Annotated in this window: 20 protein-coding genes and 1 pseudogene; 5 read left to right on the forward strand and 16 right to left on the reverse strand. The window is 65.6% G+C overall.

The annotated features are described in order from the left end of the window. Nucleotides 1-57 precede the first annotated feature (57 nt). From DESUT3_RS21185 to DESUT3_RS19310, 11 genes are all read right to left on the reverse strand, one after another. Nucleotides 58-1,410, reverse strand: coding sequence for a response regulator (locus tag DESUT3_RS21185; protein WP_221250114.1), 1,353 nt, complete (start codon nucleotides 1,408-1,410; stop codon nucleotides 58-60). Between the two features lie 134 nt (nucleotides 1,411-1,544). Beyond that, entirely contained in the window at nucleotides 1,545-1,820 is a 276-nt protein-coding gene (locus DESUT3_RS19265; protein WP_221250115.1) for a thioredoxin family protein, read from the reverse strand. Nucleotides 1,821-1,987: 167 nt separating this feature from the next. Beyond that, nucleotides 1,988-2,854 (reverse strand): response regulator, encoded by an 867-nt coding sequence (locus tag DESUT3_RS19270; protein WP_221250116.1) that lies wholly within the window; start codon nucleotides 2,852-2,854, stop codon nucleotides 1,988-1,990. Nucleotides 2,855-3,492: 638 nt separating this feature from the next. Then, nucleotides 3,493-6,138, reverse strand: a complete 2,646-nt coding sequence (gene clpB / locus DESUT3_RS19275; RefSeq protein WP_221250117.1) for an ATP-dependent chaperone ClpB — start codon at nucleotides 6,136-6,138, stop codon at nucleotides 3,493-3,495. Nucleotides 6,139-6,279: 141 nt separating this feature from the next. Then, entirely contained in the window at nucleotides 6,280-6,681 is a 402-nt protein-coding gene (locus DESUT3_RS19280; RefSeq protein ID WP_221250118.1) for an Hsp20/alpha crystallin family protein, read from the reverse strand. A 69-nt stretch (nucleotides 6,682-6,750) separates the two neighbouring features. Further along, a complete protein-coding gene (locus DESUT3_RS19285) occupies nucleotides 6,751-7,203 on the reverse strand; it encodes an Hsp20/alpha crystallin family protein (RefSeq protein ID WP_221250119.1) in 453 nt (150 codons plus the stop codon). A gap of 459 nt (nucleotides 7,204-7,662) precedes the next feature. After that, nucleotides 7,663-7,866, reverse strand: coding sequence for a hypothetical protein (locus DESUT3_RS19290; RefSeq protein WP_221250120.1), 204 nt, complete (start codon nucleotides 7,864-7,866; stop codon nucleotides 7,663-7,665). A gap of 74 nt (nucleotides 7,867-7,940) precedes the next feature. Beyond that, complete coding sequence (locus DESUT3_RS19295) at nucleotides 7,941-9,356, reverse strand: HAMP domain-containing sensor histidine kinase (protein ID WP_221250121.1); 1,416 nt, start codon at nucleotides 9,354-9,356, stop codon at nucleotides 7,941-7,943. After that, nucleotides 9,331-10,011: a response regulator transcription factor gene (locus tag DESUT3_RS19300; protein ID WP_221250122.1), complete on the reverse strand. Its 681-nt coding sequence runs from the start codon at nucleotides 10,009-10,011 to the stop codon at nucleotides 9,331-9,333. The genes DESUT3_RS19295 and DESUT3_RS19300 overlap by 26 nt, the downstream gene beginning before the upstream one ends. A 36-nt stretch (nucleotides 10,012-10,047) precedes the next feature. Beyond that, entirely contained in the window at nucleotides 10,048-11,526 is a 1,479-nt protein-coding gene (locus DESUT3_RS19305) for a sigma-54 interaction domain-containing protein (RefSeq protein WP_221250123.1), read from the reverse strand. Between the two features lie 407 nt (nucleotides 11,527-11,933). Further along, a complete protein-coding gene (locus DESUT3_RS19310) occupies nucleotides 11,934-13,403 on the reverse strand; it encodes an OmpA family protein (protein ID WP_221250124.1) in 1,470 nt (489 codons plus the stop codon). Nucleotides 13,404-13,618: 215 nt separating this feature from the next. On the opposite strand from DESUT3_RS19310, the gene DESUT3_RS19315 reads away from it, so the two are divergent. From DESUT3_RS19315 to DESUT3_RS19330, 4 genes are all read left to right on the forward strand, one after another. Then, the gene (locus DESUT3_RS19315) at nucleotides 13,619-14,710 is read left to right on the forward strand and encodes a phosphotransacetylase family protein (RefSeq protein ID WP_221250125.1); all 1,092 of its coding nucleotides are present in this window, start codon (nucleotides 13,619-13,621) and stop codon (nucleotides 14,708-14,710) included. Between the two features lie 162 nt (nucleotides 14,711-14,872). After that, complete coding sequence (locus DESUT3_RS19320; RefSeq protein WP_221250126.1) at nucleotides 14,873-15,715, forward strand: DUF6502 family protein; 843 nt, start codon at nucleotides 14,873-14,875, stop codon at nucleotides 15,713-15,715. After that, complete coding sequence (locus DESUT3_RS19325; RefSeq protein ID WP_221250127.1) at nucleotides 15,712-17,205, forward strand: DUF5666 domain-containing protein; 1,494 nt, start codon at nucleotides 15,712-15,714, stop codon at nucleotides 17,203-17,205. The genes DESUT3_RS19320 and DESUT3_RS19325 overlap by 4 nt, the downstream gene beginning before the upstream one ends. A 97-nt stretch (nucleotides 17,206-17,302) precedes the next feature. After that, the gene (locus DESUT3_RS19330) at nucleotides 17,303-18,775 is read left to right on the forward strand and encodes a DUF5666 domain-containing protein (RefSeq protein ID WP_221250128.1); all 1,473 of its coding nucleotides are present in this window, start codon (nucleotides 17,303-17,305) and stop codon (nucleotides 18,773-18,775) included. 91 nt (nucleotides 18,776-18,866) lie between these two features. On the opposite strand, the gene DESUT3_RS19335 is transcribed toward DESUT3_RS19330, so the two are convergent. Next, nucleotides 18,867-20,279, reverse strand: coding sequence for a mechanosensitive ion channel family protein (locus DESUT3_RS19335; protein ID WP_221250129.1), 1,413 nt, complete (start codon nucleotides 20,277-20,279; stop codon nucleotides 18,867-18,869). After that, nucleotides 20,276-20,563, reverse strand: a complete 288-nt coding sequence (locus DESUT3_RS19340) for a sll1863 family stress response protein (protein WP_221250130.1) — start codon at nucleotides 20,561-20,563, stop codon at nucleotides 20,276-20,278. Before DESUT3_RS19340 ends, DESUT3_RS19335 begins: the two co-directional genes overlap by 4 nt. Before the next feature lie 167 nt (nucleotides 20,564-20,730). Between DESUT3_RS19340 and DESUT3_RS19345 the strand changes: the two genes are divergently transcribed. Further along, nucleotides 20,731-21,825 (forward strand): ribonuclease Z, encoded by a 1,095-nt coding sequence (locus DESUT3_RS19345; RefSeq protein WP_221250131.1) that lies wholly within the window; start codon nucleotides 20,731-20,733, stop codon nucleotides 21,823-21,825. Nucleotides 21,826-21,999: 174 nt separating this feature from the next. Here the strand turns inward: DESUT3_RS19345 and DESUT3_RS19350 are convergent, their stop codons facing one another. The 3 genes and pseudogenes from DESUT3_RS19350 to DESUT3_RS19360 form a co-directional block, all read right to left on the reverse strand. Further along, nucleotides 22,000-22,977 carry an SCO family protein gene (locus DESUT3_RS19350; protein ID WP_221250132.1) on the reverse strand — a complete coding sequence of 326 codons (978 nt, stop codon included), beginning with the start codon at nucleotides 22,975-22,977 and terminating at the stop codon, nucleotides 22,000-22,002. Nucleotides 22,978-23,092: 115 nt separating this feature from the next. Next, a pseudogene (locus DESUT3_RS21190) lies at nucleotides 23,093-25,792 on the reverse strand (multicopper oxidase domain-containing protein); the annotation flags it as partial. Between the two features lie 689 nt (nucleotides 25,793-26,481). Then, a complete protein-coding gene (locus tag DESUT3_RS19360; protein ID WP_221250134.1) occupies nucleotides 26,482-26,703 on the reverse strand; it encodes a hypothetical protein in 222 nt (73 codons plus the stop codon). Between the last annotated feature and the right edge of the window lie 6 nt (nucleotides 26,704-26,709).

Consider the following 26,709-nt stretch of genomic DNA (forward strand, 5'->3'; position numbering starts at 1 on the left):
TGGGTGTACGCCTCACGCCTCACGCCTCACGCCTCACGCCTCACGCCTCACGCGTCCCTAGCCTTTAAGCAACAAATCCACAAACCCCTTGTACGTCTCGCGCTTGCGTTCCGAGGCTTCGTAGAGGCCGGAGGAGAACAGGGCGGTGGCGGCGTGTTCGGCCATCATGGAGAAGAGCTGGTGGTCGACGGGGGCGAACTTCTCCTTCTGCACGAACAGCCGGTAGATGGCCAGCACGCCGGTGGTCTGGTCGTGGATCTTCAGGGGGACGGCGGCCAGGGGGGCGGCGGGGTCGTCGGAGCCCTGCACCACGGATCCCTCCAGCAGGAAGGTGGGACCGCCGGCGGCCACGCTGCCGAGGATCCCTTCCCCGGCGCTGACCTCGGGAAACTCCGCGCCCTCGAACCCCTCGGCGGCTTCCAGGCGCAGCCGGCTGGAATCCTTTTCCTGCAGCAGCAGGGCGAATTTTTCGGCGCCGACGAAATTGATCACCACCTCCTTGATGATCTCAACCACCTGGCCCCGGTCGAGGACCGAGTGCAGCCGGGAGGAGGCCACGTAGAGGTTGGTGAGGTTGTTGTTGATCTCCTCGATCTGCACGATCTGCTCGGCGAACTCGCGGTTCTCGGTTTCCAGCTCGGCGATCCTGCGGCGCAGCCGGCGGTTTTCATCCTCCAGGGCCAGGAAACGCGGGTCGGAGACCTGTTCGGCCACCCCCTGGGCGGCCGGCTCCGGGCTCTCCAGACCCTGGTTGACCAGCTCCTCCAGCGCCCGGACACCCTGGGGCTCGGGGGCCACGAAATAGATCCCCATGCCGCCCTCGGGCCCCTCCTGGACCCGCTTGACCTTGCCGAGGACCGGCAGCTGGCGGCCGTCGGGCAGTTCGAGGCGCAGCTCCACGGGGCTGCCTACCGCCAGGCTGGTGGAGCTTTTCACATAGATGCCGTTGCGCGAGATGTCCCGGGCCGTGGCGCTGAGGCTTTTGTCGCGGCTCTTCAGCTGCACCCGCAGGGTTGCCGGCACCCGGGTGGCGGTGCGCCCCCTGACCCCGCCGAGCACCCGCTGAACCTTCTCCAGCAGGTCGTTTTTGTTGACCGGCTTGGTGATGTAGTCGTCGCAGCCGGCCGCGAGGCATCGGCCGATCTCCTCTTCCTTGCCCGCCGCGGTGACCATGATCACCGGCAGGTCGCGCCAGCGGGTGCTGGCCCGCAGTTCGCGGCAGATCTCGTCGCCGTCGCGGCCCGGCATGTAGAGGTCGAGCAGCAGCAGGTCCGGTTCGGCTTCCACCAGCCCGGCGAGCGCCTCCTCGCCGTTGGCGGCGGTCACCACCCGGTGTCCGGCCCCCTCGAGAAAGGACTTCTCCAGTTCCAGAAACAGCTTGACGTCGTCGACCAGAAGAATGGTTGCCATGCCTGTGCGCTCCCGTTGCCAGGGATTAGTTCGATTTTCTTGGGAGATGATGCAAAAGTCAGGCCCCCCTTTCGGGGAAAGGGGGGCCTGGATGAGGTTGAGGAAAAATTCGGTCCGCGCGGAGCCGCGACGGCTCAGGCTACTTCCTGAAGCCGTCGCCGGTATCTTGGCCGTTCGACAAGCAGACTGGTGATTTCGCTAACTTCGGGAACCCGCCCGGCGATCCGGACGCAATCGTCGATCAACAGCGCCGGCGACACATAGACCCGGTTGTCGATCATTTTGCGCCGGTCCCTGAACAGGTGCACTTCGGCTTCCACGCCGAGATTCGCCAGCGCGTCGCGTACGTTCTTGAGAGTCATTTCGCAGCGGCCACCGCTCTCAGGCTTGCAGAGGATATCGATTCTCATAATGCCCTACCTTCCTGCCAATGTGGGTGGGAGGTGTCCAGGCCCAAAATGTGACCATTTTGGTTACATTATAAACAAATCGCCATATCATGCAAGTTTTTTCCTGGCCTTTTCCCAGTCACGAGTCACCAGTCACGGCCCAAAGCCTTTCCCAGTCACGGCCCTCCTCACCGCGGCGGCGGCCCGCCGGGGCCGTAGGTGACCCGCAGGGCCCTGCGCACCCGGGCGCCGAGCCGTACGGGGTTGATCGGCTTGGGGATGAAGTCGAAGTAGCCGGCGTCGAGCAGCTTGGCCTCCTCCTCGGGGGCCGACTTGGAGGAAAGGGCCATGACCGGGATGTTGCGGGTGGTGTTGTTGGCCTGCAGCGCCCGGAACATCTCGAAGCCGTCCATCCGCGGCATCACCGTGTCGGAGATGATCAGGTGCGGCGGGTTCTGGCAGGCGAGCTTGAGGCCGTCGGCGCCGTTGGCCGCTTCGACGGTATTGTACCCCTCGCGCTTGAGGGCCGCCAGGATCGCCGAACGCACCAGCTCCTGGTCGTCCACCACCAGGATGGTCCACCAGTCCGCGGTCTCCTGCCCCTCGGGCTCATTGGGCCGACCGCCCAGGTAGTGCTGATGAACCGCGGCCTGGATCTCCCCGGCGGTGGTCACGCAGGGGGCAACCCGCAGCCCGGTCTGGAAGCTGAGGTTGTCGATGACGTCCATGTCCAGGGGGTTGACCATGGCCAGGTACAGGGTCTTGCCCTCGCGCTTGAGCGGGAAAATGCTCAGCTTGAGGGCCGTCTCGCTGGGGACCAGCTTGAGGATATCCTCGGGAAAGCTGTACTTGGCGAGGTTTTGGACCGTCTTGAAGCCGAACTGGCGGGCCAGGGCCACGGCGGTGTCCCGCTCGGAGACCACCCCCATATCCTCCAGCACCTGCCCCAGGCGCTTGCCGGTACTTTTCTGGACCTGCAGGGCCTTGTCCAGCACCTCCTGGCTGACCACCTTGGCCTCGACCAGGATTTCCCCAAACCGTTTGCGTTTGCTCATCAGCGCCTCACTGGCTGTTCATTACCGGGACTTATGACAGACTCACCGGTTATGTCGATGCAAGATTTCTTCCAGCTTTGCGAAAAATCCGCCGGTCAAGGGGACTGGCTCCGCATGCCGGATAAAATCTGAATTAGCCCCTTGTTCAAGACTTTCAACACCAAAATCAAAGACATTAATCGAACGCAGATGGACGCAGATGGACGCAGACAAGAGCAAAAACAAACCCTTGGTTCCAAGTTTTAGATTTTATCTGCGTGCATCCGCCTTTATCTGCGTTCGACAAAAAGGTTTTCCAGACCCAAAGCAAAGGCATTATTAGAACGCAGATGGCCGCAGATGGCCGCAGACAAGAGCAGGATCAAAACCTAGATTCCAGGTTTAGATTTTATCTGCGTGCATCCGCCTTTATCTGCGTTCGACAAAAAGGTTTTCCAGACCCAAAGCAAAGGCATTATTAGAACGCAGATGGCCGCAGAGGGACGCAGACAAGAGCAAAGACAAACCCTTGGTCCTATGTTTTTGATTTCATCTGCGCGCATCCGCCTTTATCTGCGTTCGACAAAAAGCCTTTAAAGGTCAAACCTCTCGGCGAAATTGATTTTGCCTTTGCCGCTCAAGTGGACTGGCCCCGCCGCTCAGGAGGCGGCCCGGGTTTCGTTCTGCCCGCCCGGGGGATTGGCGGTGGTCACGGTCAGCCCCTCGTCGCCGGCATCCACGGTGATGGCCGCCCCGTCGCGGACTTCGCCGCCGATCAGGGCGCGGCCGATGCGGGTCTCGAGTTGGTGCTGCAGGTAGCGCTTGAGCGGACGGGCGCCGTAGACCGGGTCGTAGGCGCTTTGCGCCACGAACTGCCGGGCCTTTTCGGTCAACTCCAGGCTGATGCGCCGCCCGGCCAGCCGTTTGCGCAGGTCCTGGACCTGCAGGTCGACGATCGCCATGATCTCGTCGAGAGTCAATACTTTGAAAAGCACCAGGTCGTCCACCCGGTTGAGAAACTCGGGGCGGAACTGCCGGCGCAGCTCGGCCATGACGCTTTTGCGCGCCCCTTCGGTGATTTCGCCGGATGCGCTGACCCCTTCGAGCAGGTGCTGGCTGCCGATGTTGGAGGTCATGATGATGACCGTGTTCTTGAAATCCACCGTGCGCCCCTGGGCGTCGGTCACCCGGCCGTCGTCGAGGATCTGCAGCAGCACGTTGAACACGTCGGGGTGGGCCTTCTCGATCTCGTCGAAGAGGATCACGCTGTAGGGCTTGCGGCGCACCGCCTCGGTGAGCTGGCCCCCCTCCTCGTAGCCGATGTAGCCCGGGGGCGCGCCGATCAGCCGGCTGACCGTGTGCTTCTCCATGTACTCGGACATGTCGATGCGCACCATGTTGTCCTCGCTGTCGAACAGTGCCTCGGCCAGGGTGCGGGCCAGCTCGGTCTTGCCGACCCCGGTGGGGCCGAGGAAGATGAACGAGCCGATGGGGCGGCGCGGGTCCTTGATGCCGGCCCGGGCGCGGATCACCGCGTCGGCCACCAGCTGCACCGCCTCGTGCTGGCCGATGACCCGCTGGTGCAGCAGCTGGTCGAGCTTGAGCAGCTTCTCCCGCTCCCCCTCCACCAGGCGGGTCACCGGGATGCCGGTCCAGCGCGAGATGATGTCGGCGATCTCCTCCTCGGTGACCTCCTCGCGCAGCAGGCGCTGGGCCGGGGCTTCGCCGGCGGTGCGCACCTCCTGCTCGCGCAGCTCCTTCTCGAGCTGGGGCAGGCGGCCGTGCTTGAGCTCGGCGGCCCGGTTCAGGTCGTAGTTGCGCTCGGCGACCTCGACCTGCTGGCGCACCTTCTCGATCTCCTCGCGCAGGGCCTGGACCTTCTTGATCCCCTCTTTCTCCGCGTCCCACTGGGCGCGCAGGGTGTCGGCCTGGTGCTTGAGCTCGGCGAGCTCCTTGCGCAGCGTCTCCAGGCGCGCCCGGCTGGCGGCGTCCTTCTCCTTTTTCAGGGCCGCCTCCTCGATCTCCAGCTGCATCACCCGGCGGGTCACCTCGTCGAGCTCCTGGGGCATGGAGTCGATCTCGGTGCGGATCATGGCGCAGGCCTCGTCCACCAGGTCGATGGCCTTGTCGGGCAGAAAGCGGTCGGAGATGTAGCGGTTGGAGAGGGTCGCCGCGGCCACCAGGGCGTTGTCCTGGATGCGCACGCCGTGGTGCACCTCGAAGCGCTCCTTGAGCCCGCGCAGGATGCTGACCGTGTCCTCCACCGTCGGCTGGTCGACCAGCACCGGCTGGAAGCGCCGTTCGAGAGCGGCGTCTTTCTCGATGTACTGGCGGTATTCATCCAGCGTGGTGGCGCCCAGGCAGTGCAACTCGCCGCGGGCCAGCATCGGCTTGAGCATGTTGCCGGCGTCCATGGACCCTTCGGCCTTGCCGGCGCCGACGATGGTGTGCAGCTCGTCGATGAACAGCAGGATGCGCCCCTCGCTGTTGCGGATCTCGGTGAGCACCGCCTTGAGGCGCTCCTCGAACTCGCCGCGGTACTTGGCTCCGGCCACCAGGGCGCCCATGTCGAGGGCGAAGATGGTCTTGTCCTTGAGCCCCTCGGGGACGTCGCCGCGCACGATGCGGTGAGCCAGCCCCTCGACGATGGCGGTCTTGCCGACCCCGGGCTCGCCGATCAGCACCGGGTTGTTCTTGGTCTTGCGCGAGAGGATGCGGATCACCCGGCGGATCTCGGCGTCGCGGCCGATGACCGGGTCGAGTTTCCCTTTTTTGACCTGCTTGACCAGGTCGATGCCGTACTTCTCCAGGGCCTCGTAGGTCCCCTCGGGGTCGGCGCTGGTCACCCGCTGGTGGCCGCGGATCGAGGTAAGCGCCGCCAGCACCCGGTCGCGGCTGATGTGGAACTGCTTGAACAGCCGCCCGGCGACGGTCGACTCGCCCTCTTCGAGCATGGCCAGCAGCAGGTGCTCGACGCTGATGAACTCGTCCTTGAGATGCCGCGCCTCGTCCTCGGCCTTGACCATCAGCCGGTTGAGGCGCTGGGTGACGTAGATCTTGCCCGCCTCGGCGCCGGGCCCGGAGACGCTGGGACGCCGCTCCAGCTCGCGCCGCAGTTCGCGGACCAGGTTCTCCACCGGAACGTCCATCTTCTGCAGCAGCCGCGGCACCAGCCCGTCGGCCTGCTCGAGCAGGGCGGCGAGCAGGTGTTCGCCGTCCACCTCGACATGCCCGAGCTTCACGGCCCGGGTCTGGGCGGCTTCGATGGCGGCCTGGGTTTTCTGGGTCAGCTTGTTGATGTCCATGGCGTTCCTTTCCTGTTGCGAAACTGGACTGCTCCCCTCCCCCTTCAAGGGGGAGGGAGATAACAGCCTGTTGCAGGCTACGATCAATTATAAAAGGCCGGAGCGGAATTTCCGCCCCGGCCCTGTTTTCTCCCCGACCTCTTAGTGGACCGAGGTGACCTCGATGCGCCGCGGCCGGGCGGCGGCGGCTTTGGGCAGCTTGAGGGTCAGCACCCCGTCCTTGAGTTCGGCGCTGGAGTGCTCGGAATCGAGGCCGTCGGGCAGCTGGAAGCGGCGGTAGTAGCCGGGGATGGAGAACTCGTGGTAGACGTTGCCGTTCCCCTGGGGCTTGCCGGTGCGCCCTTCGAGGGTCAGCACCCCCTTGTCGATGCCGATCTCCAGGTTCTCCTTCGCCACTCCCGGCAGGTCGGCGACCAGGGTCAGGCCGTTTTCGGTTTCGAAGATATCCACGGCGGGGGTCAGGTAGCGTTCCCCGGCGCGGGTCGCCTCGTTGCGAACCGGGCTGGCGGTTTCGGTTTTCACGGTCATGTTCTTGTCGGTCATGGCTAATCTCCTAATAATTCAGTGGTCCGTGGACAGTGGGCTGTGATCAGTGGCCTGTACGCTTGAGTCTCAGCCGACCTGGACTTCGATCCGCTTCGGCTTGGCCGCTTCGGCCTTGGGCAGGGTCACCCGCAGCACGCCGTCGTGGTACTCGGCCTTGACCTTGTCGCTGTCGATGTCCACCGGGATGTCGATGGTGCGCAGGAACTTGCCGGCGCCCCGCTCGCGGCGATGCCAGGCGGTGACCTTTTCCTCGGCGGTGGTTTCCTTGCGCTCACCGGACAGGGTCAGGGTCCCCTTGACCACGGTCATCTCCAGCTGCTTCGGGTCGATGCCGGGAATCAGCGCGTCGACGTAGAAGTTGTTGCTGTCCTCGCGCAGGTTGATGCGGGGGAAGCGGCTTACTCCCGGACCCGGCAGAAAGGTCGGGTCGAGCAGCCGGCCAAAGCCCGAGCTGCGCAGCACGTCATCCATTTCACGACGGAAGGTTTCCATTTCTCTGAACAGATCCCAGGTTGCCATAGTCTTTATCCTCCTGTTGGGGTTGATGGTTTTTTGCGGCCCGTTGCGGGCTGCGTGTTTGCCCAACAGTATTTCAACGCTCGTGCCAGTCCTTGGCAGGCAAATTTTTGCAATAATTTTGTGTATTTACAATATTAATGGATTTGCCTTCTCGAGTTGCGACGTCGCAGGTGGCTGTTGCAAGGGGGGCCTGCGACGTCGCAGCAATCGGAGGGGTGTCGCAAGCGCAGGTGGGCGAACACATAGGTTCGCCCCTACCAATCAAACGACGGCGCCGTACCCCAGATGCCCTGGCTGCAGATGAGACCTATGGCTCAAAAAGTAAGGCAGCTGGCGGGACGCGACCTGCCGGTTTTGAATAAATTTGGAGGAGGGAAAGAAGACAGAAAGAAACTTCAGGAAAGGAGATCCCGGGTGCGGATCGTCGGCAGATCCGCACCCGGGACGAAAGGATGGATTTCAGGCCATGGCAACGAAGGCAAACTTGACCAGGTAGGCCACGCCGAAAGTCAGCATGGCGACCATCAGCGGGGCATGCAGGTTCGCCACCCAGGCATCACTGACCCAGAAAGGCTTAACGGCCAGGCGGGTGGCCTTGTAAGTGACGAAGAACAACAGGACGGTGAAACAGAGCAGCGCGATTCCGGCAAGCAGAAAACCCATGACCGATCTCCTTGGGGTAAATAGGGTTGCCGCCAAGGTAGCACCGCCAGGATTGCCGGATTCTTTCTACTCCATTACATTTTTGAAAGGCTTGCCGAAACCGGCAGGGTCAGCTCGAACAGGGCGCCACCCTCGGGCCGGTTCCAGCCGCGCGCCTGCCCGCCGTGAGCCACCGCCACCGCGCGCACCAGGCTCAGTCCCAGGCCGAGCCCCTTGGCGCTGTCGTGGCGCCCCCGGTAGAGCCGCTCCCAGATCCGCTCCAGGTCCCCCGGGTCGATGCCGGGCCCGGTGTCGGCCACCCGGATCCGCAGCCCCCCTTCGGCCGGCTCCAGGCTCAACTCCACCCTGCCGCCTGCCGGGGTGTACTTCACCGCGTTGTCGAGCAGGTTGGCCAGCGCCTGGCTGACCCGCTCGGGGTCCAGGGCCCAGCGGATGCCGGGTGCGATCCGCGTCTCGACCGCCACCGCCTTCTCCTCGCCGACCATGCCGTACATCTCTGCCAGGTTCTCCGCCAGCGCCGAGACATCCACCTCGCGCAGGCTCAGGCGCAGGGTTCCGGTCTCGGCCTCGGAGATGTCCATCAGCATGCCGAGCATGCGCAGGATCTGCTCCGACTCCTCGACGCTGGCCTGCAGGGCCCCCTGGCAGGCGCGGCTGTCCGGGCCCCTCTGCAGAGCCTCCTCGGCGCGGTTGCGGAAACGGGTCATCGGGGTGCGCAGGTCGTGAGCCACGCTATCCAGCGCCCCCTTCATGCCGCGGATCAGCTGGTTGATCCTCTCGATCATTTCGTTGAACAGCCGCCCCAGGTCGTCCAGCTCGTCGCCGTTGCCGCTGCGCGGGGCGCGGGCCTCCCAGCGGCCGCTCTTGATCGATTCGACGGTCTGCACCAGATCGCGCACCGGGCGCAGGGAGCGCTGGGCGAGCAGCGCCCCGCCCGCCAGGCCCAGCGCCAGCAGGGGCAGGGCGGCGAACAGGAAGGTCTCGCGCAGCCGGCGAAGGACCGCCCCCCGGTCTTCGGTGCTGATGCCGACCTGGAAGCGGAAGCCGTCTGGCAGTTCGGCGCAGAGGACCTCAAGCCGGTGAGCCTGGCCAGGGGAGACAACCTCCAGCCAACGACCCTCCATCCCGGCGGGGAGCCGTTCCAGGGGCGTCAGGTCGAACTCCCGCCAGTACTGGGGGAAGTAGACCCGGGGGACCTCCCCGGCCCAGCCGTCGATGCGGGTGAAAAAGGGGTTGTTGCGGCGGAAGCGGTCGTTCGCCAGGACCAGCGCCTCGAAGGCCGGCACCCCGCCGGCCAGGTAGCGTTCGCGCAGGCTCTGCAGCTCGATGGAGACCTGCTCGCGCTCGCCGCGCGCCAGGTTGGCGGCGAGAAAGCCGTAGCCGATGGCCATCAGCACCAGGAAGCTGAGCAGGGTCAGCAGCGAGTAGCCGGCGGCGATGCGCAAGCCGATGGTGCCGGGAAGCCTACTCTTCCGGGGCTTTGAGGACATAGCCGATCCCGCGCAGGGTGTGGATGAGCTTGACCGGGAAATCCCGGTCGACCTTGTTTCGCAGCCGGCAGACCAGCACATCCACCACGTTGGTCTGGGGATCGAAGCGGAAATCCCAGACCTGCTCGAGGATCATGGTCTTGGAGAGGATCTTGCCGGCGTTGCGCAGCAGGTACTCGAGCAGGGCGAATTCGCGGGGCTGCAACTCGAGGCGCTGGCCGCCGCGAAAGACCTCGCGGCGCACCAGGTCCATGCGCAGGTCCGCGCAGCCCAGGCGGGTGGTCTCAGTCGTGCCGCTGCTGCGCCGCAGCAGGGCCTGGATGCGGGCCAGCAGCTCGGCGAACAGAAACGGCTTGACCAGGTAGTCGTCGGCGCCGCGCTGCAGGGCGTCCACCCGTTCGTCGGCGGTCTGCTTGGCGCTGAGAATCAGGATCGGCAGCTGCTGCCCCCGGTTGCGCAGCAGCTGCAGCAGGCTGATGCCGTCGAGCCGGGGCAGCATGATGTCCACCACCGCCGCGTCGTAGCGCACCATCTGCATGAGATGCAGGCCCTCCTCGCCGTCTTGGGCATGGTCGACGGCATAGCCGGCCTCGCGGAATCCCTTGAGGATGAATTCGGCGATCTGATGATCGTCCTCCACCAGCAGCAGGCGCATATTCAGTTCTCCCCCATCCGGAAGTGGGCAGCCGAATCAGCCTTCGAGGTCCTCGCGCCGCAGGCCGAGTTTGTCCAGGTAGCGGTAGAGGGTGGCGCGGTGTACCCCGAGCAGCCGTGCGGCGCCGGCCAGGTTGCCCCCCGCGGCCTGGTAGGCGCGGCGGATCTCCTCGACGTCCAGGTCGGCCGGGCGGGTGCTGCGCGCCCCCGCCGGCGCGCCACCCCGCGGTACGATCTCCGCCTCCAGGGCCGTGCGCGGCGCCCCCTCGATGAGCAGCCGCTCGCTGGCCAGCGGATAAGGGGGGCTGACCGCCTGGGGCGGGCGGGATTCGGCGGCATCCAGGTTCCAGTTGCCGGGGGAGAAGTCCTGCCGTTCGCGGATCCATTCGGCAAAGGCGCGGGCCCCGATCACTTCGGCCTGGGTCTCGACGAACACCCGCTCGAGGACGTTGCGCAGCTCGCGGATGTTGCCCGGCCAGAGATAGGACTGGAGCAGGTGCAGGGCATCGGGGGTGAGGCGGCGGATCTGCTTGGCGTACTTGCGGTTGAACATCGCCAGGAAGTGCTCGGCCAGGTGGGGGATGTCCTCGGGGCGCTGGCGCAGCGGCGGCAGGTGGATGCGCAGCACCGAGAGCCGGTGGTAGAGGTCGGCGCGAAAGCGCCCCTGGCCCACCGCCTGCTCGAGGGTCACGTTGGTGGCGGCCACCACCCTTACATCCACTTTCTGCTCGGCCTCGGCCCCGACCCGCTCGATGCGCCCCTCTTCCAGCGCCCGCAGCAGCTTGGCCTGGGTGTGCACCGGCATGTCGCCGATCTCGTCGAGAAACAGCGTCCCCCGGTCGGCCCGCTCGAAACGCCCGCGGTGGGTGCGCACCGCGCCGGTAAAGGCCCCCTTCTCGTGACCGAAGAGCTCGGACTCGAGCAACTCCTCGCTGATCGCCGAGCAATTGACCGCGACAAAGGGGCCCCGGTGGCGGGGGCTCTGGTCGTGCAGGGCACGGGCCACCAGCTCCTTGCCGGTGCCGGTTTCGCCGGTGACCACCACCGGTGCGTCGGATGCGGCGTACAGGTCGATCTTGCGGAATACCTCGCGCATTCCGGCGCTGCTGCCGACCATGCCGCCGTAAACCAGCTTCTGCCCGGCCTCGCCAGGGCTCGCCCGGCGAAACCGAAACACCACCAGGCGCCCGCGAAAGTCCTCGCTCAGCCCGCCGGGGCGCACCTCGGCAACCAGCCGCGCCGGGCGCGGCGCGGCGAAGCTGACCGGGATGGCGTCCAGAGGCCTGTCGTTCTCGAGCACCTCGCGGGCCAGTTCGGCCAGCGGCGGCGTGCCGTCGCCGAAGGCCTCGGCCAGGGCCTTGCCCTGCAGCTGCTCGACCGCCCGGCCGGCCAGGGCCGCCAGGGCCGGGGAGATGCTCTGGATCTTCCAGCGCCCGCCCGGCTGCTCGGCCAGCACCAGGTCGGGGGCGAGCGCCGGAAGGTTCCGGGTATCGAAGGGGGCGTCCTGGGAGAGCATCTCTTCCACCTGGCGGCGCGGGAAAACCGGCGAAGGATTAACCGCACAAAAACCTGAATTGGCCACGGATCAAATCGGATAAAGTCTGATAAATCGAAGACATCACCTTTTAAAATGCATGACCTGTGGGGTTTTCGATCCGAATTCTTATTATGCCTTGAAAATCGGATTTGATCAGATTTGATCCGCGTCCAAAATGTTTTTTCCGGTCTTTAAGTAATCGAAATCGCCCGTTTAATGTAACCTTTCGGCAGGGGAAGTTCAAGCCCGCTCGGCAAGCGGCGGCCGCGTCGGATCCGCCCGATCGGTCGGATCGGTCCGATCCGTCGCGGCCGGACCCACCGAAAAAAAAACAGGCCGCCCCGCAGGGGGACGGCCTGGTGTTGCGCTTTGCGAGCGGGAGCGCCTCAGCTCGCCGAACCGCTCGGCTTGATGACCACGTCGATGCGCCGGTTGACGGCGCGCCCCTCGGGGGATTCGTTGGAGGCCAGGGGGCGCTCGGAGCCGTAGCCGACGGCGGTGATCCGCTCGGCGGGCAGGGTGCTGTTGGCCAGGAAGTACTCGCGCACCGCCTCGGCCCGGCTCTGGGAGAGGTGGGCGTTGAGCGCCGCGCTGCCGGTGCTGTCGGTGTGGCCCTCGATCACCACGTCGGGTTCGCCGAAGTTGCGGATCGCCTTGCGCACCTTGCTCAGCAGGGCGTAGTTGTTCGGCATGATGACTTCCTTGCCGACCGGGAACTGGATCGCCTTGAGGCGGATGATCAGGTTGTTGCCCTGTTTGTAGACCTCGGCCTCCTCGGCAGCGAAGAAGCCCTGCACCTCGGTGAACAGGCGCTGGAAGAGCTCTTCGCGGGCCAGCCGTTCGCGGGCCACCTCCACCTCGCGGGCGCGGCCCTCGGCTTTGGCCAGCTGCTGCTGGTAGTCTTCGATCACCACCTGCTGCTCCTTGAGCTTGCCGGCGAGAAACTGCTGATCGTCCTGCAGGGAGACGATCGAAGCGAGGATGTTCTGCCGCTGGGTGGCGAAGGGCTCGTCGCGCATGTCGCGGGCGTTGAGCTTGGCGGTGATCTGGTAAAGCAGCTCCTCGTTCTGCAGCGCGACCTCCTCGGGCCGCAGGGTCTTGACCAACTCGGCCTGGCTCATGATCCCCCCCAGCCGCCGCGCCTGGAACAGGGCCTGGCTGGCCAGCTGCTGCATCTTCTCCTTCTGGTAGCGCTGCTCGGTGATGAACGCGTCGGCCTCGCTGAGGCTCTGCTGGGCGACCGCCAGGGTATCGGGGGCGATCTTCTTCGCGCCGTTCTTCTCCGCCTCGCTCAGCAGGCGGCGCACCTCACCGAGGGTCTGCTCCTTGATCGCCCGCAGTTCCAGCTCGTCGAAGGCCCGGGTCACCGCCCCCTTGTTCTTGCGGGCCTTGCTGAGGTTGTCGTTTTCGATGGCTTCGGTCAGCTCGAGGAAATCGTCCTCCACGGCCTGATAATCCCGACCGAAGCTGGTGGCCCCGGCCGCCAGGGCCTGCTCGCGGGCCTTGATGGTGTCGGCCAGCGCGGTGCGCGCCACTTCGGCCGCCTCCTCGGCCCGCTGCAGGTTGGCCCGGCCGAAGGCCGCCTTTTCCAGCAGGTCGGTCACCGAATCGCCCTTTTCCAGGCCGCGCTTGGCGTCGTTCAGGGACTCCTCGGCCTTGGCGTACCAGCCCGGGGCGAGCACATGGAGTTGGTTGTTGCGGGCGACGGCGAGGTCTTTTTCCAGGTTGGCGATCTGCTCGATGGGGTTCTGCGCCAGGCTGACCGGTTCGACACTGAGCGGAGGCTTTCCGCAGCCACCGAGCAGCCCCAGACCGGCGGCCGCCAGGGCGACCAGGGCAATTCGTCTCCAGGACATGACCATTTCGACTCCTTGGGCGGTTGGATGACACGATTCTCCGGCTCACGGCCGGGGGTCGTTTTCATAGCTTTTAAATATACACCCTTTCCTGAAAAAATCCGGTGGAAAAATGCAAATTCTCCCCCCCGAAGGTTGCAAAACCCCCTGGCTCTGGCACCCTTTTCCGAGGGGCGGCAGCGCATTCCCCGCAGCGATTTCCCGGAGCATGCATAATGGCGAAAAAAATCTTCATCGCGGCGACCGGCCAGAACACCGGCAAGACCACCACCAGCTTGTCGCTGATGCACATGGCGCGGAAAAAATACGGCCGGGTCGGCTTCATCAAGCCATTGGGCCCCAAACCGACCTTCATGAACGGGCTGGACGTGGACATGGATGCGGCGCTGATGGCCAAGGTCTACGGCCTGGAGGACGACCTGCACCTGATGTCGCCGGTGGTGCTGCACGCCGGCTCGACCCGCAAGGTCCTCGACGGTGCCGTCTCGCGCGAAGCGCTGCTGGAGAAGATCCGCCAGGCCTGCGCCGAACTCGAACGGCGCTGCGATTATTTGATCATCGAGGGCGCGGGGCACACCGGCGTGGGCTCGGTGGTGGGCCTCAACAACGCCTTTCTCGCCCGGGAGCTGGATGCGCCGGTGCTGATGGTGACGGGGGGCGGAGTCGGCAACGTCATCGACGCCATCCACCTCAACCTGGCCCTCTACCGCCAGGAGGGGGCCAGGGTGCGGGTGATTCTGCCCAACAAGCTGCTGCGCGCCAAGCGCGAGGCGACCCTGCGCTACCTGCGCCTGGCCTTCCACGAGGCGCCCTACAAGGTGGTGGGCGGCTTCAACTTTTCGCCGATCCTCGCCCACCCCACCCTGCTGCACATCTCGAAGCTGCTCGGCCTGCCGCTGCGCGCCACCCCGGAGCAGGCCTCGCGCATCGTCCACCATGTCCAGCTCGGCGCCGCCTCGGCCCAGCGGGTGATCGAGATGCTGAAGATCTCCACCCTGCTGCTGGTCACCAGCACCCGCGACGAGCTGCTGGTGATGCTCTCTTCGCTCCATCACCTGCCCGAGTACAACACCGAGATCGCCGGCCTGATCATCCCCGGCGTCGCCCCGGTGTCCAAGATCACCCAGATGATCATCGATTCCAGCGAGATCCCCTACATGCGCAGCACCCTGAACACCTCGGAGGTCTTCTCCATCATCAAGGACGACGTCTCGAAGATCACCGCGGAGGACACGGAAAAGATCGCCCTGACCCAGAAGCTGGCCGAAACCGAGCTGGACTTCGAGGCGATCGACGCCCTGCTCTGAGAGCCTCCTGGCTGACCCGCCCCTGCCAAGTGCCGACTGGCCCACACCGGGCTTCCAACAGCCGCAACCGCGACGTCTTCCAAACCTGAAAAAAATTTTAGAGGGGCGTTTGACAATCCTCTTTTTGGGAATATAATCCCAAATAAGAGGAGTAAAAAGGTTATGAAACAAACCCTGCAAATCGCCGTCCTCAAGCTGCTGCGCCCCCTGGTTCGCATCCTGCTGCGCAACGGCGTCCCCTTCGGGGCCTTCGCCGACCTGGCACGCTGGGTCTACGTCGACGTCGCTTTGCACGAGTTCGGGCTTTCCGGCCGCAAGCCCTCTGATTCGCGGGCCTCCATCGTCACCGGACTCTCCCGCAAAGAGATCCGCAGGCTGCGGGACATGAGCCACCCCGGGGGCGAAGAGTCGATCGAGCGCTACAACCGGGCCGCCCGGGTCATTTCCGGTTGGGTGCGCGATCGCCGTTTCTGCGACGCCAAGGGGAACCCGAAGGCGCTGCCCATCGAGCAGGGCCCGGTCAGTTTCCAGGATCTGGTCAAACAGTTCAGCGGCGACGTTCCGGCCCGGGCCATCCTCGACGAACTGGTTCACGTGGGGGCGGTGGAGACGACCCCGGACAAGCAGATCCGCCTGCTCGAACGGGCCTATGTCCCGGCCACCGGCGAAGGCGAAAAGCTGGGAATCCTCGGCAGCGACGTGGCGGATCTGATCACCACCATCGACAACAACCTGCAGGGCGCGCCCCGAAACCCCCGGTTCCAGCGCAAAGTCGCCTACGACAATCTCCCCGTCGAAGCCCTCGCCGAATTCAAGAAAATCAGTGCCCACCAGGGGCAGCAACTGCTCGAAAAACTCGACCGTTACCTGGCAAGCCACGACCGTGACACCGCCCCCGAGGCCCAGGGGAGCGGGCGGGTGCGCGCCGGGGTGGGCATCTACTATTTCGAAGAGACCCTTGAAGAGGCTCCCGCGGGGCCGGCAAGGGAAGGGAGCAAGCGATGACGAAGCGGTTTCTCAACTGGGTATGGCTGGCAAGCGGCGTCCTGGGGACGGCCCTGACCCTGGCTGCATGCGGCGGCGGAGGCGGCGGCAGCGTCGCCGACGGCGGCATCGGCGGCTCGGGCATCGTCAGCGCGGGGTCGGTCACCGCCAAGGGGAGCGTCACCGTCAACGGTGTCCGTTACGCTACCGGCAACGCCCAGTTCCTGCGCGAGGGCGAACCCGCCCAGCTCCTCGATGATCAGGCCAGCGCGGTCGGCCTGGGCATGGTGGTGCGGGTCGACGGCAGCGTCGCGGCCGACGGCAGAAACGGCACCGCGGCCATCGTCACCTTCGAAGACATCGTTGAGGGACCGGTGTCAAGCGTAACCGGCAACAACCAGGCCCTGGTCAAGGTCCTGGAGATCCTTGGGCAGATCGTGGTGGTGGAAAACGGGGCGACCAGCTTCGACGACAGCGTCCCCGGCTTCGGGTTCGACTCGCTTGTCAACGGATTGACCGGGATCATCGAGGTCAGCGGATTCACCAAGCCCGACGGGACGATACAGGCAACTTACCTGCGGCAAACGGCCGGGGATCTGAATGAGTTTCTTGCGGCCGGCAACGAACTCGAAGTCATGGGGGCCGTCGACGAACGCCCCTCCGCCACCACGTTGGTTATCAATGGCCTGCTGGTCGACTTCGCCACGGCGGAACTCGCCAACGTTCCGCCCGGCGGACCTGCCACCGGCCAGCAGGTTGAAGTCAAGGGGACCCGCCTCGAGGGCAACACCCTGTTTGCCGAGCGCCTCGAGGTGAAGACCCCTGGCCTGGGCGCGAACCAGCCCAAGGCCGCCATAGAGGGTTTCATCACCGGGCTTGACCGCACCGCGCGGACCTTCAGGATCTCCGGCCAGATCGTCAGCTACGCCGGGGCGAGGCTGGAGGGGGGACTGTCAGCCGATCTGGCGGACGGCGTCAAGGTCGAGGCCGAAGGCCCGATCGTCGGCGCGGTGCTCCAGGCCCGGAAGGTTGAATTCGAGGAGAATATCCGCATTGAGGCCAATGCCGACCAGCTCGACCCGGTATCCGGCATTCTTACCCTGCAGGGCCTCGGTGGGATATCCGTACAGCTTGACGACGAACTTACCGCCGGCGCCTTCGGGGCCATTCAGGGCGGCAACTACCTCAAGATCCGCGGTCGCCGGATCGCCCCCGCGACCCTGGTCGCGACCCGACTCGAGGTGGTGAGCAGCAGCCCGGACCCCGAGGTTACCCTGCAGGGACCGGTGGACAGCGCGGACGAGGCCGGTGGCACGGTGGTCCTGATCGGCTTCACCGTCGATACCGGCAGCATCGGCGACAACGGGTTCCGCCAGGAGGAAGTCAGCATCGGCCGCAGCACCTTCTTCAGCCTGCTGCGGCAGGAGCCCGAGAGCCTGGTCAAGGCCCGGGGCGACCTGAACGGCGCGACGACCGTCTGGGACGAAATCGAAATCGAACTGCAGGACTAGTTGTACCCCCGTCCGGCGGCAGCCCGGAATCAGCCGGCTGCCCCCGGGCGGGGCAAGGCATCCGGAGTAAACGATCCGGAAACAAAGGAGGAACATCATGAACGCCATGGTAGCAAACATTCAAAGGCATTTGAGTCTGTTCGCCCTGGCAACCGCCCTGCTCTTCTCCGGCGGCCTGGTCGCCGGTTGCGGCGGCGGTGGCGGCGGTGGCGGCGGCGGTGGCCCGACCTCGACGACCGGGGTCTCCTCGGGCACCATCCAGGGGTTCGGCAGCGTCATCGTCAACGGCGTACGCTTCAACACCGACAACGCCACCTTCGTCATCGAGGGTGACGACAACCCCTCGCAGAGCGACCTTCGCGAAGGGATGATCGTGCTGATCGACGGCTCCTTCGACGACAACGGCACCACCGGCACCGCCACCCTGGTCACCCGCGGCGACGACCTGGAAGGCCCGGTAGCCAGCATCACCGAAACCACTCCCGGCCTGGTGAAGGTTCTGAGCATCCTCGGGCACAACGTGATCGTCGAGAACGGCGTGACCGTCTTCGACGACACCCCGCCGGTCACCTACGCCAACCTGGCGGTGGACCAGGTGCTCGAGATCAGCGGCCACATGGCAGCCAACGGCGACATCCAGGCCACCTTCATCGAGAAGAAGGCTGAAACCTCCGCCGCCTTCCTGGCCGACCCCCTGCAGGAGTTCGAGATCCTGGGTACCGTCTCCAATCTCGGCGCCAGCACCTTCAACATCAATAACCTGATCATCGACTTCTCCGGGGTCACCCCGCGCAACGGCTCTCTGGCCAACGGCGCCCTGGTCGAAGTGAAAGGCCGGAGCTTCGATGCCGGCACCAACACCCTCACCGCCACCGACGTCGAACTCAAGGCGGGGCTGGGTGCCAACATCGCCAAGGTCGAGCTGGAAGGATTGATCGCCAACCTGAACACCGGCGCCCAGACCTTCACCATCAACGGCCAGTTGGTCAATTACAGCGCTGCGACCTTCCGCGGCGGCCTGGAAGCCGACCTGGCTAACGGCACCAAGGTCGAAGCCGAGGGCTCGGTGAACGCGGCGGGCACTCTCAACGCGGTCAAGGTGACCTTCAAGGAGAGCGTGCGGATCGAGGGGAACGTGGCTGCGGTCAACGCGGCCAGCTTCACCATGGAAGGGTTGGGCGGCATTACCATCGAAGTCGACAGCGGTCTGACCCGCCTCGACAATCTCGCTGCGCTGGGCAACCTGGCCTCGGGCAACGAAATCAAGGTCCGCGCCCGTCAGGCCGCCGGTGGGCGCCTGGTCGCCACCCGCCTCGAGCTGATCAACACCCAGCCGGCCAACCGCACCTTCCTCCAGGGCCCGGTGGCCAACATCAACAACCCCAGCTTCACCATCCTCGGGGTGAGCGTGAACACCAGCACGGTCAACGAGTTCGAGATCGAGGATACGCTGACCAACCGCGCCGGGTTCTTCGCCGCGCTGAATGACGGCGACATCGTCAAGGCCCGCGCCGACCTGCCCGGGCTGGTCTGGGACCAGGTCGAGATCGAGCTGGAGGACAACAACTAGAGCATTCCAGCTGTCCGTAAAGCAAAGGGCGGCCCGGCAACGGGCCGCCCTTTCTCGTGGCGCCGGCATCCCTGCCTCGCGGGACAGCCGGTTACCGTGGGTTCTTCTCCTCCAGCAGGCTCGCCCCTTCCTCGGGCATCCGCGCCCGGCGGGCCTGCTCCCGCAGCGGCCCCTCCTCGTTGGCGAGATGCCCCTCCGCGGCGGTGGTGACCGCCCCGGTCTCCACCGCCGCTTCCTCCGGGCGCGGCTTTTTGGCGGGCGGTTCGGCCGCCTCCAGCATGCGCACCGGCACCCCGTCGGGGAAGACGATCTCCCGCGCCTCGTCGGGCATGGAGATGCCCCGCCCTTCGAAGGCCCGCTTGACCAGGCGGATCAGCGACGATTTGACCTTGGGCCCGTTGTAGGCCGAGCCGTCGTACCAGAAATAGACCCGCAGGTTGACCGTGGCCGCCCCCAGCCGGTCGACCAGCACCAGGGCTTCGGGGTCCTTGAGCACCGCGGGGTGCCCATTGAGCACCTCGAGGGCCACCGCCTGGGCGGCGGCGGAATCGTTCTCGTAGCCGATGCCGACCTCGAAGCTCTCGCGCCGGTTGGGGTTGGCGGTGAAGTTGCGGATGATGCTTTTGTAGATGGTGGCATTGGGGATCTGCACGTGGTTGCCGTCCGGGTCCATCAGCACCGTGCCGCGGGAGGTGACCCGCTGCACCACCCCCAGGTGGCCGGCCACCTCCACCAGGTCGCCGAGCTTGAAGGGGTTGCGCATGCTGATCAGGATGCTGGCCAGGAAGTTCTCGAGAATGTCGCGAAAGGCGATGCCGGCGACCAGGCCGAACAGGCCGGTGCCGCCCAGCACCGTGGTCGCCAGCCGGGTCAGGCCGGCGACCTGCAGCACCAGGTAGACGCCGAGGATGAGGATGGGGATGCTCAAGGCCCGCGCGGTGACGTCGCGCAGCAGCGGCTTCATGCGCGACTCGAGGACCCGTCGTGCCCCGGCGGCGACCAGCTTGGCGAGGATACCGGTGATGATCAGGATCAGCAGGCCGATGCCGACGGCCGGCAGTTTCTGCACCGTGAGCCTCCCCAGCCGCTGCAGCTCGGCGGCGGCCGGCGTAAGGTCCCAGGGGGAGCGCTCGGCGACCCGGACCCGGTTGACCACCGCCACCACGTCCTCGGTCTTGCCGGCCAGGGCGCCGGCCCAGTCGCGGCGCTCGGCGCTGCGGGTCAGCCCGTCGAGGAAGACCACCCCCTCGCGGACCTCCACCTCGACCTGCTCGAACCACCCCGTCGACTCGAGGATGCCGGTCAGGCGCCTGTCGATGGCGCGGTCGCTGGAGACCTTCTCCACCCCCACCCGTTCGGGGGCCGTCGGACTCGGCTCGACCGAAAGCGGTTCGGGCTCCGGCCCGGCCTGCTGCTGGCCGCGAAGCGCCGGCGGCGCTGCCAGGGTCAGCAGCAGCGCCAGGGCCAACGCCGCCCCCATCCGGGGCAGGGGCCGGCGGCTCACCGGAACTTGTCCCGGGCGCGTTCCAGGGCCCCCTTCAGGTCCTCGGCGGCCTTCTCGAGCCCCGTCCGCAGGTCGCGCCAGGCATCGCCGCCGGCTTTTTTCAACTCCTCGAGGCGGGCGCTCATGGCGTCGCGCTTCTGGCGCAGCTCCTTGATCTGTTTCTGGTATTCGATCCCGGCCTCGGCCTTGGCCAGGTCGGCCTTGGCCTCGAGCAGCTCGAGCTGGGCCTTGAGTTCCCTGAGCCGGGCTTCGAATTTTTCGCGATAGGCCTGTTTTTCTTCCATTTGGGGGAATTCCTTTCCGGTTAAAGATGCGGTGCGCCACAGGCGTCTTGTTAATTTTACTCGGCGGGTGCGCTTGCACAACCGGGGCAACAGGGAAGTTCTCTTATTAATTTGTATACTTGCAACAGGAATACAGTTTGGCTCCGCGAATCGAAAGAAACCTGCCCATGAACCTGCGCCTTCCCTTCCGCTTCATCGAGCCGACCTTTTACTCGGGACTGCTCGACGACCCCATCCTCTATCTCCGGGTGCGCCCCCTGGGCCGGGCCCTGCTGGTGGACTGCGGGCAGATCCACCACCTGGCCAAGCGGGTGCTCAAGTCGCTCGACGCGGTCTTCGTCAGCCACGGCCACATGGACCATTTCATGGGGATCGAGACCCTGACCCGCAACATGCACGTCGCCCCGCGCACGGTGGAGCTGTTCGGCCCGCCGGGGATCGCCGAAAAACTGGCGCACAAGCTTCAGGGCTATGACTGGAACCTGACGGAGGAATTCTGGGGGGTGTACCGGGTGCACGAGGTAGCCGAGGAGCGCCTGGTCACCTCGGTGCTGCGGGGGCCGGAGGGGTTTCCCCTGCGCCGGGAGGCGGTGCGGGAGCGAAGCGATCGGGTGGTGTACCGCAACCGGTTCCTGAGGGTCGAGGCGGAGCTGTGCGACCACAAGATCCCGGTGATGATCCTGCGCATCACCGAACGCGACGCATTTCAGGTGGATCCGGAAAAACTGGCGGCCCTGGACCTGGTGGCGGGGGGCTGGCTGCGGGAGCTGAACCGCAGGTTCTACCGGGAGGGACTGGCGAGCGGCCCGCTGCGGGTGAGCCGGCGGCGCGAGGGCCGGGTGGTCGAGGAGACGCTGGCCGACCCGGCGGCGCTCTACCGGCAGATCCGCGGCGAGCAGCCGGCGGCCAGCATCGGCTATGTGACCGACGTCGGCTTCAGCGAGGAGAACCGGCGGAAGATCGTCTCGCTGCTGCGCGGGGTCACCCTGCTGATCGGCGAATGCGCCTATCTGGCCGAAGAAATGGAGCGGGCCCGCCGCTCCTGCCACCTGTGCACCAGCGACGTCAACCGCCTGCTCGAGGAGCTGCGCCCGGGCTGGTTTCTGCCCATGCACCTGTCCAAGAACCACCGGGGCTGCAGCGAGCGGCTCTACGCCGAGCTGCAAATGCCGCCGGGGACCACCCTGCTGCGAATCCCCGAGCACATCCCGGCCCGCCCGCTGATCCCCCGGGAGGTACCGCGGCCCGAGGCCAAACGCTAAACCCGCAATTGTTTATAGCTTCAGGCACCGCAAAGGGGCAAAGAGCGCAAAGGCATAGAAAAGCAGATGCCAACAGGAGAAGCATTAAAGGCCCCTTAGGTCCTTTGCGTCCTTTAAGTCCTTTACCCCCTGAGCAAGCCTCTCAAACTCTGCCCCGCACCAGCAACGATGGCCTCACTTCCTGGACTGCTCCACCCGGCGGCTCTCCTCCTCCATGTATTCGATCAGCGCCTCGACCTCCAGCTGGTTCAGGCTCAGGTTGGGCATCTGCAGGTTGTTGTACTTGGCCAGCAGGGCCATGGCCAGGGGGTCCTTTTCGGCGAGCATCTGGTCCGGTTCGGCCAGCCAGCGGGTCAGCCAGGCGCGGTCGCGGGTGCGGGTCACGCCGAGCAGGTCGGGGCCGATCTCGCCTTTTTCCGACTGCAAAATATCGCCGCCGCCGATGCTGTGGCAGGCGGCGCAGCGGGTGCGGAACAGGGTCTCGCCCCGCGAGAGGTTGCGCAGCTCGGGCGCCTGGGCGTAATCGCTGCGGGACTTGCTCGGCGTTTTCCAGTTGTGCAGCCAGCTGCCGACCTTGTCGGCCAGCACGTGGGAGTTTTCGAAGGGGGAGGTTTTCACCCAGATACCGGTGCGCTGGTTGCCGATCACCAGGCTGATGTTATGGTCCCGGAAGTTGTCGATCTGCATCCCCTCGTAGTAGACGCCGAGTTTCTTGCGCAACAGGGTGATCTCCTCCTCGTTGCCGGTCAGAAACAGCCAGCCGGGGCCGGCATGGTAGGCCTCGGCGTATTTTTTCAGCACCTCGGGGGTGTCGTTTTTCGGGTCGATGCTGATCGAGTACATGAAGACGTCCTTGCCGACCCGGTCCCCCAGCAGCTTCTGCACCTGGCGCAGCCGGGCGGTCTCCAGCGGACAGGCCTCGCGGCAGCTGGTGTAGATGAAGTTGACCATCACCACCTTGTCCTTGATCAGGTCGTCGAAAAAGCGCAGCGACTTGCCCTCGTGGGAGACCAGCGGGATGTTGGGAAAGTAGTCGGCGCCCCAGGGCGAGTCGCCGGCCGCGGCCGAACCCGGGCCGCCCACCAGGCTCAGCACGGCGAACAGCAGCAGGGCGAGAAGGTCGAAAGGGCGCTTGGGGTGGTGTTCGTGCATGTCGTCAACTCCTTGGTGATGCTGAACAAAACAAGGTCCGAGGGGCCGGTCTGGCCCCTCGGACGGTTTATCCGGGATTGTCGCTGGGCGCTCAGAAGGTGGTCCTGCCCACCCCGTCGCCGTCGCGGAAGGTCGGCAGGGCGGCCGAGTCCACGTATTCCACGCCGTCCCAGGTCGGCATGGGGGCGGGCATCAGCCTGACCTGGCCGGGGTGTTCGATGTCCCAGCGCATCAGCATCGAGCGGTCCTCGTGCTGGGTGTTGTGGCAATGCTCCATGTAGGTCCCGGCGAACTCGCGGAAGCGGATGGCGATCTCCACCTCCCGGGAGCTGTCCTGCTCGTTGCCGATGCGGTAGACGTCCTTGCGGGAGAAGCGCTCCCACAGGGGGGGGATCTGGCCGTCGCGGCGCAGGATGACTCCTTCCTCGAAGTGGACGTGCACCGGGTGGCTCCAGCCGCCGCCGCTGTTGACGATCCGCCAGATCTCCAGGGTCCCCTCGCCCTGGAAGCCCGCTTCGCTGGGGCCGTTGGCCAGTTGCGGCGCCGCGGTCACCCGCCGCGGGTCCATGGTGAAGCCGGCCCCGCCGTCGGTCTGGATGGTCCAGGGCGCCTGGTCGGTCCCCTCGGCCTTGCCGAAGGTGAAGGTGCGGTGGCGGGCGCTGGCCAGCTCGTTCTGGATACCCGAATCCTCCGGGTCGATGGCCAGCGGGATCATGGTCCGCTGCCCCGGTTCGAAGTCCCGCGGGTCCATGCTCTGGTCCTGCCCGGTGTAGGGCTGCACCCGCAGCTCCAGAAAGCGGCCGACCACCGGGTCGCCGTTCACCCAGCGATCCGGGATGCCGTCCAGGTCGTCGTCCAGGGTCTGCGGCTGGTAGACCCCCGCGAGGATATCATCGAGGTCGATGCGGTTGCCGGGCTTCTTGCCGTCGGTGTGCTCCAGGGTGTTGACGAAGTAGAGCCGGTCCCCGGCCCGCAGGCCGTTGGCGCCAAAGTCGACGATGATGTCGTAGCGCTCGGCAATGGCCTGGGTCGGCAGCTGTCCGCGGTGCTCCTGGGCGTCGCCGTTGCCGTCAAGATCGAGGCTGCCGTCGAAGGGGATGGCGTGGGCCATGATGTTGCCGTCGTTGGCGATCATGTGGAACGGCACCCGGTCGTAGGAGACCCCCGAGCCCGCCGGGCCGGGGAACTCGCCGCCGCCGCCCTGCACCTGCTTGACCAGCGCCAGGGCCAGGTAGCGGGAGACCGAGCCGTTGAGGATGCGGAAGCGGTAGCGACGCTCGCGCACCTCGAAATAGGGCTTGTACAGCCAGTTGGTCAGCAGCTGGTCGCCGAGAAAACCGTCGGTGTTGAAGATGTTGAACCACAGCTGCCCCTGCCGGTCCCAGGCCTTGTCGGCGATCAGCAGGTTGACGTCGTAGTCGCGGTTGCCCCAGGGCAGTGCAGTGCCGCTGGGCAGGCGCAGATTGACCCCGTCGTTGAAGTCTTCCTTGCCGCGGTCCAGGGCGCTGTAGTAGTTCATCATCGCGGCATTCCCTTTATAAACGTTCTGGGCGGTAAAGTCGAGCATGTGGTCGTGGAACCAGTGGGTGCTCATGGTCTCGCGCCAGTCGCCGCGGATGCGGATCGACCCGTCTTCACAGGTCTTGAGGCCAGGGTCCTTGTCGTTGACCAGCAGCGTTTCCCCCGGTGCGCAGGGGAAGGCCGCCCGGCGGTCGTTGGCATCGGTGTTGATGCTGTCGTAGCCGGCCAGCTGGATCGGCCAGCGGTAGTCGTAGAACTGCCCCGGAAAGAAGAAGGCGTTGGTGTAGCCGTCGCTTTCCGCCGGGGAGTGCCCGTTGTGCTCGTGGGTGGTGATGGTGTGCAGGCCGAAGCCGCGGTTGGCCGAGGGGTCGATGGGTAGTGCGTTGTAGTGCCGCATCAGCACCCCCTGGCCGTAACGGACCATGAGCAGCTTGGGCGGCAGGGTGCCGTCGAAGGTCCACAGGGCCTTGTGGTCCTGCACCGGCATGTTGGGGTGCAGGCGGATCCTCAGCCCGCCGGTGGTCCCGTCGAGGGTCGGGGCCCCGGGAACCGAGGAGGTGTAAACCCGGTGGTAGAGCCCGCCGGGGGCGAATTCGCCGACGCTGTACTTGTGCAGCTGCTTGGCGTCGCGCATCCCGAGGTTGGTCCGCGATCCGGCCTGGGCGGTTTTGAACTGCACCTGGGGATAGAATTCATTCCAGCGCTGGTGGGCCCAGCCCCGTCCCGGCGGCCGTCCCTCGGCCGGCGAGATCTGCAGAGGTCGGCCCAGGAACTGGCCGATGAACAGTTTCCAGGGGTTCTGCGCATCGATGTTGGCGAACTCCGTCGGCAAGGGGCTGAGCCCCGACTGTCCCAGGAAGGCCTCCAGGGCGGCGCCGGCCGGCGCGCTGCGGACGATGCTCGCGGGATCCTGCTCCGGCAGGGGGCCTACCCCGGGCAACGGAAAGCCCAGGGTCGCCGCGGAGGCGTCGGCCGACAGGGGCTCGGGACCGAACTCCTCGAAGCGCAGCATCTGCTGGGTGTAGGACTCGGCGCCGAACAGCGGACTCGGTTTGCTGTTGGTCGGGATGTTGAATACGTCCAGGGGATCTACCGCCGGATCCAGCACCCGCTGCTGCGCCTCGGGGACCGCATTGTCCAACCCGGCGTCGGTATGGGTGCCGGTGAGGCCGCCCGCGAAAGCCCCTTCGTTGGCAGGCGCCAGGGTGGTCAGTACCTCGCCGGAGAATTGCAGCCCGATCAATGGCCCGGTAAAGGCCGACGGGTCATCCTCGGGAGGCGGGCCGAAAAAGTCGGTAAGCAGCACAGGGGGATCCTGCGGCTGCCCTTCCCCGTCGTTACCACCGCCACCATTATCCCCACCGCCACCATTGTTTCCGCCACCGACGTCGGTTCCGCCGTCGCTGCCGCTGCCGCTTCCGCCGCCGCTGCTCCCTCCGCCGCCGCTGCAGGCAATCAGCAGGGCCACTGAAAATATGACCACACTCACCCTGATCCATGGTTTCAATACGCCAGCCATAATCTTGCCTCCTCTTTAAGCCTGCCAGGCACGGCCATGGATAGTTTTTTCGGTCGGCTTGGGTCGCCCCCCCCCATGACTCAACTCCCGGTCCTTCGGGCCGATTCCCCCGCTACGGAGGCGAGGCGTGACAGGTCCGAAGGTTAATCCTGGCAGTGCGGCATGAGACAATTGCAACCTTCGTCTTATACCGCCTCTTGGTATTAAGTATTACTGGCAAAAACAACCCTGACCATGGGGAGATCTACCCCTTTCGGGGTAGGGTATCCCCGATTTTCATCCCGCAGGTGACTTACCAAAAAAGTATTCAATGCGTTTTGCGAACCTTTTCCCGGAGAGAGGAAGGGGGAAATCAGGGTAGCCAAGAGGAGAAAAGGGGGCGGGAGGACTGGGATTCCCGACGAAAAAGGGCGCCCTCGGCTCGGCGGGGCGCCCTTTTTCGTCGATCATGATTTAGCGGGATTTCACTCCTGCAACTGGGCGAGGGACTTCTGGACGGTGCCGCAGTCGGGGCAGGTGAACTCGTGGGTGTCGTGCCACCAGGGCTCGGGCCCCCAGTAGGACTGGTTTTGAATGGTATCCAGGCGCTCGACCCGGTTGAGCGGCTTGGGGTCGTTGCACTGGTCGCAATGCACCCAGAGCCGTCCTTCGTTGCAGGCCTGGATGAACGCAGCGGGATTGGACATGGGCCT

It is taken from the genome of Desulfuromonas versatilis, from assembly GCF_019704135.1.
Lineage (GTDB): Bacteria > Desulfobacterota > Desulfuromonadia > Desulfuromonadales > NIT-T3 > Desulfuromonas_A > Desulfuromonas_A versatilis.

Bases quoted from the DNA above. Each gene is read 5' to 3' on its own strand.
- DESUT3_RS21185 (WP_221250114.1), bottom strand. From the start codon at position 1,410: ATGGCAACCATTCTTCTGGTCGACGACGTCAAGCTGTTTCTGGAACTG.
- DESUT3_RS19265 (WP_221250115.1), bottom strand. From the start codon at position 1,820: ATGAGAATCGATATCCTCTGCAAGCCTGAGAGCGGTGGCCGCTGCGAA.
- DESUT3_RS19270 (WP_221250116.1), bottom strand. From the start codon at position 2,854: ATGAGCAAACGCAAACGGTTTGGGGAAATCCTGGTCGAGGCCAAGGTG.
- clpB (WP_221250117.1), bottom strand. From the start codon at position 6,138: ATGGACATCAACAAGCTGACCCAGAAAACCCAGGCCGCCATCGAAGCC.
- DESUT3_RS19280 (WP_221250118.1), bottom strand. From the start codon at position 6,681: ATGACCGACAAGAACATGACCGTGAAAACCGAAACCGCCAGCCCGGTT.
- DESUT3_RS19285 (WP_221250119.1), bottom strand. From the start codon at position 7,203: ATGGCAACCTGGGATCTGTTCAGAGAAATGGAAACCTTCCGTCGTGAA.
- DESUT3_RS19290 (WP_221250120.1), bottom strand. From the start codon at position 7,866: ATGGGTTTTCTGCTTGCCGGAATCGCGCTGCTCTGTTTCACCGTCCTG.
- DESUT3_RS19295 (WP_221250121.1), bottom strand. From the start codon at position 9,356: ATGTCCTCAAAGCCCCGGAAGAGTAGGCTTCCCGGCACCATCGGCTTG.
- DESUT3_RS19300 (WP_221250122.1), bottom strand. From the start codon at position 10,011: ATGCGCCTGCTGCTGGTGGAGGACGATCATCAGATCGCCGAATTCATC.
- DESUT3_RS19305 (WP_221250123.1), bottom strand. From the start codon at position 11,526: ATGCTCTCCCAGGACGCCCCCTTCGATACCCGGAACCTTCCGGCGCTC.
- DESUT3_RS19310 (WP_221250124.1), bottom strand. From the start codon at position 13,403: ATGTCCTGGAGACGAATTGCCCTGGTCGCCCTGGCGGCCGCCGGTCTG.
- DESUT3_RS19315 (WP_221250125.1), top strand. From the start codon at position 13,619: ATGGCGAAAAAAATCTTCATCGCGGCGACCGGCCAGAACACCGGCAAG.
- DESUT3_RS19320 (WP_221250126.1), top strand. From the start codon at position 14,873: ATGAAACAAACCCTGCAAATCGCCGTCCTCAAGCTGCTGCGCCCCCTG.
- DESUT3_RS19325 (WP_221250127.1), top strand. From the start codon at position 15,712: ATGACGAAGCGGTTTCTCAACTGGGTATGGCTGGCAAGCGGCGTCCTG.
- DESUT3_RS19330 (WP_221250128.1), top strand. From the start codon at position 17,303: ATGAACGCCATGGTAGCAAACATTCAAAGGCATTTGAGTCTGTTCGCC.
- DESUT3_RS19340 (WP_221250130.1), bottom strand. From the start codon at position 20,563: ATGGAAGAAAAACAGGCCTATCGCGAAAAATTCGAAGCCCGGCTCAGG.
- DESUT3_RS19345 (WP_221250131.1), top strand. From the start codon at position 20,731: ATGAACCTGCGCCTTCCCTTCCGCTTCATCGAGCCGACCTTTTACTCG.
- DESUT3_RS19350 (WP_221250132.1), bottom strand. From the start codon at position 22,977: ATGCACGAACACCACCCCAAGCGCCCTTTCGACCTTCTCGCCCTGCTG.
- DESUT3_RS19360 (WP_221250134.1), bottom strand. From the start codon at position 26,703: ATGTCCAATCCCGCTGCGTTCATCCAGGCCTGCAACGAAGGACGGCTC.